The following is a 9,804-nucleotide window of genomic DNA, read 5'->3' as shown; positions in this document are numbered from 1 at the left end:
CAGTAAAATAAAAGAGTCACATACCCTAAAAGTATGTAACTCGTAAAACTATACCAATTTAGCGAAAATTTCACGATTTTGTTAAACCAACACTAAATGATGTAGAGCCCTAAAAAAAGCGCGAGACATAAGTCGATGACGACTTCTGCCTCGTGCCTTTTTCATTATTTCACATAGTTTTTTACTTTTCGTTGGTTAAGAAGTGCTCCAGACCGGTTTTTAATAAACAATGGTACGGTTTCTTCATACGTTTGACTAAACTCCAAGCCATAATATTGAACTGGCGACAGTGTAATATTTTGTAGAAATAGGCGCATTTGAACCAACCACCGACGAATACCTGTAATGTTGGAATTTGGTGACAACCGTTCCTTCAGGAAAATAAAGCGGAAATCACCAACATTGCGTCCAGGCATCGTAGTGTACTTTTGAGGTTGTTTGTCGATGACATTTTCTGCCATCAATTCTTGAACAACCTGCCGCAAGTACAGGTTAACACTATTATCAATTTTAAACCCTAAATAAAGCTGTAGGTTGACGATATTACGGGTACCCATCATATCAACCTTGTAATAGCAAGTATATGGTTCATCAGTGGTATTCACTGTGACAAACCAGTAGACTTTTGCCCGTTTAGGAGTCTTATCGAGAATCGAATAAAGGGTTTCCCGCTTTAGAAGGTGGTTTTTGTTAATCCGTGCCATCATGATCAAATTACTAACGTAAAGCTGAATACTTTCATCTTTTGATAATTCTTCAAGCTGATTTTTGTAATCTTCAAGATTCAGGTACTTGCTTTCGTCATTCATTTCGTCCCGAACTTTGTCACCATAGTACCAACAAATCATTACCATCAGAATTATTACAGTAATAATGACAGTCACAAACCCACCCTGAACAAACTTGGATAGACTGGAGAGTAAGAAAACAGTTTCAATTGCCACAAAGATTACCATGAACAGCATTGCAAAGACCTTTGACCAATGATGAGATAGATACTGGTGCAACAAAATAGTCGTCATTAACATTGTAATGGTAATTGCTAAACCATAGGCCGCTTCCATATGAGCTGAGGTACGGAAATAGAATAGGATGCCAGAGGTAATCAAGCAAAGCAACCAATTAATCACACTAATGTAAATTTGGCCCCGTGATAGTGATGGGTGGCGAACCTTTAAGCGCGGTAATAACTTCAGCCCTACCGCTTCTTCCACTAGCGTAAATGATCCGGTAATCAACGCTTGCGAAGCGATAATGGCTGCTAAAGTAGCAATTACTACACCAAAGAGGTACACATGGTGAGGAAGCATTTGATAAAACGGATTATAACTAGCTCCATTTGACCCCAAGTATGGTAGTTCTCTAATTAAATAGGCACCTTGCCCTAAATAATTCAATACTAGTGAGGTGCAAACAATTGGCCATGTTAAATAAATGCTCTTGCGACCGACGTGTCCCATATCTGAATAAAGTGCTTCTGCACCCGTTGTTGCCAAAAAGACTGCCCCGAGAATAAATATTCCCATCCGATTAGACGGCGAAAATAGTAAACGAATTCCATATACCGGGGAAAGGGCCTTTAAAATTTCCGGTTGATGAACAAGATTAGCAATGCCAAAAAGTGCTAAAAAGCCAAACCAGACCAACATAATTGGTCCAAAAGCTTTACCAATCACACTGGTGCCAAATCGCTGAATAATAAACAAGAATAAGAGGATCAAGAAAGTAATCATAATAACTTCGTTTTGATCACTAACTAATACTCGCGACCCTAGTGCAACACCCTTCAAACCTTCAATCGCGGTTGTTACTGTAACTGCTGGTGTCAGTGTTCCATCCGCCAGCAAAGCGGCTCCTCCAATCAGTGCTGGAATAATTAACCACTTAGCTTGATGACGAACTAGAGCATAGAGAGCAAAGATTCCACCTTCACCCTTGTTGTCTGCCCGTAAAGCGATCAGAACGTACTTCACTGTGGTCATTAGCATTAATGTCCAAAAAACCAGGGAAACGCCACCAATGATATATTCCTTCGTCAACACTCGTGTACCACCGGCATCATTAATCAAAGCGTTCATTACATAAAGCGGTGACGTTCCAATGTCCCCATAAACAATTCCTAATGCTACCAATGCACTAGCAATTAAATTACGGTCCCTTTTCTCCATCACAATCAATCATCTCCCTTATTAGCGATCAAGTATAAAAGGAGTGGCCACGTGTCTTAATCAACGTGGTGCCACCCCAAAACTTGCATTTAATTTAAATGTTCATAGAACCATTAAACAGTGCGCATAATAAAGTTGTGTCCACCATCTTAATGGTTCTCATCAGTCTATACCGCTCAAACTGATTGGATCCATTATAGCATGGCTACTCTAAAATGATTAATGTTCCATTGGAAATTACTGCAGTACTCAACAAAAAGCGCCTTAAACATTCGGAAATAAGTGTTTAAGGCGTTTTGAAATTATAAAAGTAAAATTCCTTATTAGTTATTTTACTTTTGGTCATCATTTTGATCTTTTTTTGGAGTTGGCTTTTGAATTTGAATGACTTTAAATTCACTCACATATTCATTTTGCACTTCCGTTGGTATAAATGAGAAGTTACCTAACCGAATCGGACGGTTCACCTTTAATGGATACTCTTCTTCTAAGAAGTAACCAGTCAAAGTAGCGACATCCTTGTCCTCAAATTGAGGAATATCAACTTTAAAGTAACGTTCAAAGTCAGATAATGGTGTCTTACCAGAGACCTTGTATACTTGGTTCCCTTTATTGTCAGTTCCCTGTTTTTCAATCATGTCAGCTGAAACATGATCAATTTCTTCTCGAACGTTACCAAACATTTCTTCATAAATATCTTTGTCGGTAACGATCCCGGATGTACCACCATATTCATCTTGTACGACCGCAATTGGGGCCTGCTTACGCATCATCTTACGTAATACATCCGTCAGCGTTTCACCTTCGTAAACAACCGGAATCTTTCGGATAATCTCACGAATGGATGATTGTGGGTTAATCTGGTTTTGCCGCATAATATCGTAACTAAAGATATAGCCGACAATGTGATCCTTGTCATTGTTCTGAACAACTGGGTAACGAGTAAACCGCTTCGTGAAGTATAAATGTGATGCTTCTTCAATCGTCGCGTTTCGGTCAATGACTTCTAGTTGCGTCCGGTCAATCATAATATCAGCGGCCACTTTATCATTCATTTCAAATGCCCGCTGCATAAAGGTAACGTCTTCCTTATCCATTTCACCAGCCTTTTGTGACTGCTGGGAAAGGGTTAGAATTTCGTTTTGTGAGTACGTATCTTCTTCAGGATGAATACTGAATCCTAAGGCTTTGGTAATTGAACCGGCAACCACCGCAAATAACCATACAAATGGGTAGAAAATCCAGTGGAAGAACTGGATTGGATGCACGATGGCTAACAAGATTGGAACTGGCCGGTCAATCGCCATGTTCTTAGGTACCAGGTCAGTGAAAACAGCATGGAAGAATGTGAAAATCAGCACACCAATAATTGGTGCCAATGGTTTCAAGACATCCGCTGGAATGAACTTCATTTTGAGTAACAAGTCAGTAATAAATTCATCACCAATCCACCCAAGAATCAGTGAAGTCATCGTAACCCCAACTTGCGCAGTTGAAAGGTATTCTGACATGTTTCCAACCATGTGCTCAGCCTTTTTGACCACCTTGGTCTGCTTCATTTCTTGCAGTTCACTTGGACGGACCTTAACAACTGAGTATTCTAGCAGTGTAAATAACGCTGCTAATAGTAAAATTACAATGATGATTAACAAACGTATCCAATAGGATTCCATATAATTAATTCAACATCCTTTCGTTAATAATCTAATTTACATTGTATCAAATTTTTTTGTGTGTGGTTTGATCAGCTACAAACTGAATGAATTTTTCTACAGCCGGCGTTAATTGAACGTTTTTTCGCCAAGCCAGCAGGTGACCAGTTGTCTTAGTAGGGCTAAAAGGAACAAAAGCTAAGCGCTCATCATGATACTTCTGATAAACTCCATAAATACCAAAGTGATAATATTTTCCAGATAAAACTAATTGTTTAGCATTTTCTGGCAAATTAATGATTACTCGCCAGTCCAGTTTATTGAGATCAATTTTGAGGGTATCCGTAATATCATCACGGACAATGTTTCGGCGACCGACTACCAACGGCAGTTGATACAAGTCATGTGCCATGATGGCCTTCCGCTTTGCCAACGGATCGTCCTTTCGCATAATCAATCCCCATTTCTCTTGAACTGGTAGTGGAAAATAATTATACTTAGCAGCTTCAATTGGTTGAATAAGGGCCACCAGGTCACAAAGTCCCTGATCTAATCGTTCTCGTAAGGTGTCACCATCACCATCGAAAATGTTAAAACGAACGTCTGGATACTTCTCCTGAAATTTCTGAACCGCCCGCATCATAAAATCAGACACTGCACTCTCTACCATGCCAATATTGATGGTTCCAGACAACTGATCATTGACTGCTAACAATTCATTTTTGGTCTGATCCAGAACGGTAATCATGGTCATCGCCCGTTGTTGAAAAAGGACACCAGCCTTATTTAGATGCATTTGCCGCTTTTCACGGTCAAACAACTTCACTCCCAATTCCTTTTCAAGTTCCATAATTTGACGTGATAACGTTGGCTGAGTGATGTGTAGGCGTTCAGCCGCTTGAGTGATATTATTCAGTTCAGCAACTGTTAAAAAATATTTTAAAACACGTGTTTGCATATTCTTCATCCTTCCGCTTCAAAATTATATCATCTATTCAATATTTGAATCAAACGAGATTATAAATAAGCATTTCACATTAAGATTGGACTTCCATATAATAAAGTCAACAAATTAATTGGAGGCATTAAACATGGCAAGAAATGAACAAGAAGTTAAAAATGATATGTTTGGCTTTGGTGACAAGAACGTTGCATTTGCAAAATACTTTATTGGTACCAGTTATCTTAACGGTTTAGTACCTGGAGATGAAAATATTGATGTTAACGTATCTAATGTTAACTTTGAACCTGGTTGCCGTAACAATTGGCACGTTCACCACGATGGTTTCCAAATCATCATGTGTACTGCTGGTGAAGGCTGGTATCAAGAAGAAGGCAAGCCTGCTCAATTACTGAAGCCCGGTGACGTGGTTGCAATTCATGAAGGCGTTAAGCATTGGCATGGTGCTACCAAAGATTCTTGGTTCTCACACATTGCTATCACTAAAGGAACCAGTGAATGGCTGGAACCAGTTGATGATGATTACTACAACACTTTAGGTTAATTGAAAGGAAGTTTTACCATGGCACAAAAACAAACTGCAGGTCGTGACCAATTAGGTGATTTTGCCCCTAAATTTGCTGAACTCAATGACGACGTATTATTCGGCCAAGTCTGGTCTCGTGAAAAAGAATTAAAGCCACGCGATAGAAGTATGATTACGGTAACTACCCTCATTACTAAGGGTGCCTTTGAACAACTGCCTTACCACATGCAAACAGCCAAGAAAAATGGCATTATAAAGGAAGAAATCGTTGAAGTCATTACTCAGTTGGCCTTCTATGTTGGTTGGCCAAACGCTTGGTCTGCATTTAACATTGCAAAGAAAGTATGGACTGACTAATTTTCAATTCCCCTTTTATCACAAAACCGCTGGTGTTTCCATCAAGTGAACACTAGCGGTTTTTAGTTATCATTTATTTTTTGCGGACTAGCTCTTGTTTCCAATGATTGAGGTGGCGTTTGGTAACCACGCACAATCCATCTAGCCCCAACTCATGCATCTTTTCGGTACATTGAATATCAACATGCGGATCAGATTGTGCATGTTGTTCACCCCAATAATTTAAATACCGTAAAGCAGCATATAAGTCCTCACCTTCGCTAGTCAATGAATATTCAACATGCGGAAGAATCACTGGCAGACTATGGCGTTCCACAATGCCAGCAGCTATTAAATCCTGAAGCTGCTCTGACAACACCTTTTGTGAAATTCCCAATTGCTTGCGTAGCTCACCAGTCCGCCAAGGATGACCGGCAAGCAAAAAAACGATGACTGCTTTCCACTTACCACTGAGAACACTAAGGGCATATTCGGCTCCTGTATTAAATTTATTTGTTTGATCCATAACTTCCCCAACTTTTTTCAATTAGCTGATCACTACTGATTTCAGTATTAATTACCATTCAGTAACTAGGTTACCAAAAAGTGATTACTTTTAATTAGTAAGTTAACTTTCTATACTTTAATTTTAATCATATCAAGGAGGAGTTACTATGACAAATCGAATTTTAATTCTCGGTGCAAGTGGCCATATCGCCCACTTTGCGATTGAAAAGTTATTAAAAAGCACGGATGATCATCTAGTTCTTTTTACTTGTCATCCGCAAAGCTTGGCAGAAATGGATCCCGAACGGACAACCATTTTTATGGGTGATACCTTAAGCCCTGATGATCTGGCACAGGTAATGGACAACGTAAATATCGTTTACGCTAATTTAAGCAATCCTGATATTCAGCAACAGGCTGCAAACATTGTTGCTGCGATGGATCAACACCAAATTAAACCACTAATTTAGATCTCATCCATTGGAATTTATGATGAAGTTCCTGGCAAATTTGGTGAATGGAACAACGCCATGCTCAGAAAAGGCGGCAAAAATTCCTACTTAGGAACCTATCGGGCTGCTGCTGATGTTATCGAGCAATCAGATCTGGACTATACAATTATCTGTCCAGCATGGTTAACCAATAAAGATGAGGTTATCTAAGAAACAACTGAAAAAGATGAACCGTTTAAAGGGACTGAAGTATCACGAAAGTCAATTGGCTATTTAGTAGCAGACATTACTCAAAATCTTCAAAAGTATGCCCATCGTTCAATTGGTGTTGATAAACCAGGAACTGATGGTGATAAACCAAGTTGGTATTAAAGCAAGGTTCTCGACTTATACAGGATAAAATTTTACAGCACAGTAGATAAATAGGGTCCAAGGGTTCGGAAATTCCGAACCCTTGGACCTTATTATGCTCGCATCCTTATTTATCAGAATGCTTTGTTAACATTTCATACACATAACTGGTCTCTTCTGGACGGTAGACCCCATGGAGAGTACCAACACGAGTAAAGTCGCTCTTCGTAATCAAGTGTTGCATTGCTTTGTTGTCTTCGTGCGTATCAATCCGAATGGACTTAATGTCTGTACGGTTGTTATTGATGTAGCTGATGACCTCTTGGAATAATTTTGAGGCATATCCTTGCCCAGCATGATCAGAATGAATGGCAACCCGGTGAATGGTCAAGTAATCTTCAGTTTCCATCAGCCATTCCCCATCCAGATTGTCATATGCATGGTCCGGTGAAGGTAAAATTGTAAAAGTACCTACAGTTTCATCGTCGTCGGAATGAACTAAGTAGGCAAACCCATTTTCCACGTCTTCTTTAACGTGTTGTGGATTCGGGTAGTCACCTTGCCATTGATCAATCCCTCTTTCGGCCAACTGATTGCGGCCATCCTTCAAAATTTCAACAATTCGCTCGTAATCCTTTAGTTGTGCTTTTTCAATGTGCATAATGCAACCCTCTTTCCTCAAGTTTTATTCAACAAAAAGCTATTCTACACAATTTTCAAACAAATCGCAATTACCTTACAAAAAGTAATATAATTTAAATAGCAATTTCAAGGAAGTGAAAAAAATGTCAAAAACAGCACGTCGTAGTATTACTGCGATTATCATCATTATTCTACTAGGAATCATTGGATTTGCTTGGCATCAACACGAAAAGGCCAACAAATTCGTCCAATCTACTACCCCCACCCTCTTTTTCCACGGTGGAGGTAGTAGCTACCATGCTGAAGAACACATGGTTAATGCTGCCAAGAAAGCTGGGGTAACCAAGACCATTCTTCGGGCCAACGTTGATAAAAACGGTAAGGTAACCCTTCACGGAACGATGCACAAAAATTCCATAAATCCGATTGTCGAAGTTAACTACGAAGATAATCGCCAGCTCGATTTCAACAAACATGGGGTTTGGGCAACCAACGTTGTCAAAGCATTGCAAAAACAATATGGCATTAAAAACATCAACATGGTTGGCCATTCATTAGGTAACATTTCAATTATTTACTACATGTTGCAAAATTCGCAAAATAAATCCATGCCAAAGTTACGCAAACAAGTTGATATGGCTGGTTACTTTGATGGGCTTGATTTTTCAGGCCTCCCAGACGAAATTCGTCAACCACAAGGACTGAAGCTCGACAAAAATGGCAAACCAAACAAAATGAATGCTACCTATCAGCAAATGACTAAGTTGCGTTCTATCTATCCTAAAAACCAAGTTCGGGTACTCAATATCATTGGTGACATTGGTGGTAAAACTGATGGGACCGTTACAAATGTATCTTCACTTAGCTTAAAGTGCCTGGTCGCTAGTCGTGCTAAATCATACCAAGTCAAAGTTTTCCATGGCAAACTAGCCCGGCACAGCAAGCTGCACAGTAATCCCGCTGTTGACAATGTTTTAATTAAATTCTTATGGGAAAAGTAAAATGAAGCTGAACATCTATCAACTCTACCAAAAAATGCTGAAAAACATGGGACAAACCGGTTGGTGGCCCGCCGATTCGAAAAATGAGATTATCTGTGAGGCCATTTTAATTCAGAATACCAATGCGGAGAATGCCGAACGAGCTGCGGCACAGTTACGAGACACCACTCAATACAGCAGCGACAAATTAATAAATTTGCCATTAGCTAAATTACAAGAATTAGTCCGACCGGCAGGGTTTTATAAAAACAAAAGTCGCAGTATTTATGAATTCTTCAAATGGTACCAGCAATTCGGCTTTAATGATCAAAAAGTTGTTCACCATTATGGTAAACAACTTCGCTCAAATTTATTAAAATTACGAGGGATTGGCAATGAAACTGCAGACGTTTTGTTAACGTACGTCTTTGATCAGCCAACATTTGTCAGCGATAAATATGCACGAACGCTTTTTACCCATTTAGGAATTCAAAATTTAACAGATTACACCTCACTTGCTGATCAGTGTCGGCTTGGCGATGAATTCTCTATCAAGGATGCTCAAGAATTTCACGGTCTTATTGATGAATTTGGTAAGCAATATCTTCGTCGTAAAGATCACTTTGAAGATAGTTTTTTGAATGGTGACCAGCTAATTCTTTGAAATGGTGCTCATCATTTGGTAATAATTCTTATACAACGCAGTAAATTTGCCATGGTTAGTTGTTACTAGCCATGGTTTTTGTCTACCACAAAAATGTAAAATTACAGTATTTTTCATTACCCAATCCAAGGTACATTTACCCATGCTAATGGTTTCGTAAATGCGCAGGTTACGTACATCAAAATTATAAAGTTCATCTGGCACTGAACGAATATATTTACCATACAAAGCGTTTAAAACATCTTGATCTGGCAATAGTAAAATATGATCACGGATGTAGTTAAAAATATCTGTTGGTTCCACGCGTTGCCGAATTTCATCAAGATTCATCAGCAACACTCCTGAATTGTAATAACCATCCGCATCAAAATTCTGCAAACGGATCTTATTAATGACATCAGTAGCGTTAGTTAAATTTGTGTGGATTGCCGAAGCATACATGTACCCTGAAAGGTCCACATTGTAAAGCGGCATCAAATCATTAATACACAATAAATCGGCGTCTAAGTATAAAATACGGTGTAGATCTTGTGGTAAATAACGGTGTGCTAACAAACGATAATAA

General features: G+C 39.1%; 10 protein-coding genes and 1 pseudogene. 5 read left to right on the top strand and 6 right to left on the bottom strand.

Annotated features, from left to right (window positions below):
• Window positions 1-164: 164 nt before the first annotated feature.
• The 3 genes from H5975_RS06055 to H5975_RS06045 form a co-directional block, all read right to left on the bottom strand.
• The gene (locus H5975_RS06055) at window positions 165-2,168 is read right to left on the bottom strand and encodes a KUP/HAK/KT family potassium transporter (protein WP_204785300.1); all 2,004 of its coding nucleotides are present in this window, start codon (window positions 2,166-2,168) and stop codon (window positions 165-167) included.
• Window positions 2,169-2,500: 332 nt separating this feature from the next.
• Complete coding sequence (locus H5975_RS06050) at window positions 2,501-3,841, bottom strand: hemolysin family protein (protein WP_239459483.1); 1,341 nt, start codon at window positions 3,839-3,841, stop codon at window positions 2,501-2,503.
• Between the two features lie 46 nt (window positions 3,842-3,887).
• On the bottom strand, window positions 3,888-4,778 hold the full coding sequence (locus H5975_RS06045) for a LysR family transcriptional regulator (RefSeq protein ID WP_204785298.1): 891 nt from the start codon (window positions 4,776-4,778) through the stop codon (window positions 3,888-3,890).
• 133 nt (window positions 4,779-4,911) lie between these two features.
• Here H5975_RS06045 and H5975_RS06040 point away from each other — a divergent pair, with 133 nt between their 5' ends.
• Window positions 4,912-5,325 carry a cupin domain-containing protein gene (locus H5975_RS06040; RefSeq protein ID WP_204785297.1) on the top strand — a complete coding sequence of 138 codons (414 nt, stop codon included), beginning with the start codon at window positions 4,912-4,914 and terminating at the stop codon, window positions 5,323-5,325.
• Between the two features lie 18 nt (window positions 5,326-5,343).
• Window positions 5,344-5,664: a carboxymuconolactone decarboxylase family protein gene (locus tag H5975_RS06035; protein WP_204785296.1), complete on the top strand. Its 321-nt coding sequence runs from the start codon at window positions 5,344-5,346 to the stop codon at window positions 5,662-5,664.
• A gap of 73 nt (window positions 5,665-5,737) precedes the next feature.
• Here the strand turns inward: H5975_RS06035 and H5975_RS06030 are convergent, their stop codons facing one another.
• Entirely contained in the window at window positions 5,738-6,169 is a 432-nt protein-coding gene (locus H5975_RS06030; RefSeq protein WP_204785295.1) for a winged helix-turn-helix transcriptional regulator, read from the bottom strand.
• Between the two features lie 148 nt (window positions 6,170-6,317).
• On the opposite strand from H5975_RS06030, the pseudogene H5975_RS06025 reads away from it, so the two are divergent.
• Window positions 6,318-6,974 (top strand): annotated as a pseudogene (locus H5975_RS06025) (NAD(P)H-binding protein).
• 106 nt (window positions 6,975-7,080) lie between these two features.
• Here H5975_RS06025 and H5975_RS06020 read toward each other — a convergent pair.
• Window positions 7,081-7,614 carry a GNAT family N-acetyltransferase gene (locus H5975_RS06020; protein WP_204785294.1) on the bottom strand — a complete coding sequence of 178 codons (534 nt, stop codon included), beginning with the start codon at window positions 7,612-7,614 and terminating at the stop codon, window positions 7,081-7,083.
• A gap of 124 nt (window positions 7,615-7,738) precedes the next feature.
• Between H5975_RS06020 and H5975_RS06015 the strand changes: the two genes are divergently transcribed.
• Window positions 7,739-8,596, top strand: a complete 858-nt coding sequence (locus H5975_RS06015) for an alpha/beta hydrolase (protein ID WP_204785293.1) — start codon at window positions 7,739-7,741, stop codon at window positions 8,594-8,596.
• Window position 8,597: 1 nt separating this feature from the next.
• Window positions 8,598-9,239, top strand: coding sequence for an endonuclease III domain-containing protein (locus H5975_RS06010; RefSeq protein ID WP_204785292.1), 642 nt, complete (start codon window positions 8,598-8,600; stop codon window positions 9,237-9,239).
• Here the strand turns inward: H5975_RS06010 and H5975_RS06005 are convergent.
• Window positions 9,228-9,804, bottom strand: a 577-nt coding sequence (locus H5975_RS06005; RefSeq protein WP_204785291.1) for a glycosyltransferase family 8 protein, incomplete at its 5' end; no start/stop codon positions are given. The two genes, H5975_RS06010 and H5975_RS06005, sit on opposite strands and share 12 nt — an antisense overlap.

Source organism: Limosilactobacillus coleohominis, from assembly GCF_016901675.1.
Lineage (GTDB): Bacteria > Bacillota > Bacilli > Lactobacillales > Lactobacillaceae > Limosilactobacillus > Limosilactobacillus intestinavium.
Note: the sequence above shows the minus strand (reverse complement) of the source record. Positions and strands in the feature narration are given on the sequence as shown.

Coding starts and splice junctions, on each gene's coding strand:
- H5975_RS06040 (WP_204785297.1), top strand. CDS start 4,912: ATGGCAAGAAATGAACAAGAAGTTAAAAATGATATGTTTGGCTTTGGT.
- H5975_RS06055 (WP_204785300.1), bottom strand. CDS start 2,168: ATGGAGAAAAGGGACCGTAATTTAATTGCTAGTGCATTGGTAGCATTA.
- H5975_RS06035 (WP_204785296.1), top strand. CDS start 5,344: ATGGCACAAAAACAAACTGCAGGTCGTGACCAATTAGGTGATTTTGCC.
- H5975_RS06010 (WP_204785292.1), top strand. CDS start 8,598: ATGAAGCTGAACATCTATCAACTCTACCAAAAAATGCTGAAAAACATG.
- H5975_RS06050 (WP_239459483.1), bottom strand. CDS start 3,841: ATGGAATCCTATTGGATACGTTTGTTAATCATCATTGTAATTTTACTA.
- H5975_RS06045 (WP_204785298.1), bottom strand. CDS start 4,778: ATGCAAACACGTGTTTTAAAATATTTTTTAACAGTTGCTGAACTGAAT.
- H5975_RS06030 (WP_204785295.1), bottom strand. CDS start 6,169: ATGGATCAAACAAATAAATTTAATACAGGAGCCGAATATGCCCTTAGT.
- H5975_RS06015 (WP_204785293.1), top strand. CDS start 7,739: ATGTCAAAAACAGCACGTCGTAGTATTACTGCGATTATCATCATTATT.
- H5975_RS06020 (WP_204785294.1), bottom strand. CDS start 7,614: ATGCACATTGAAAAAGCACAACTAAAGGATTACGAGCGAATTGTTGAA.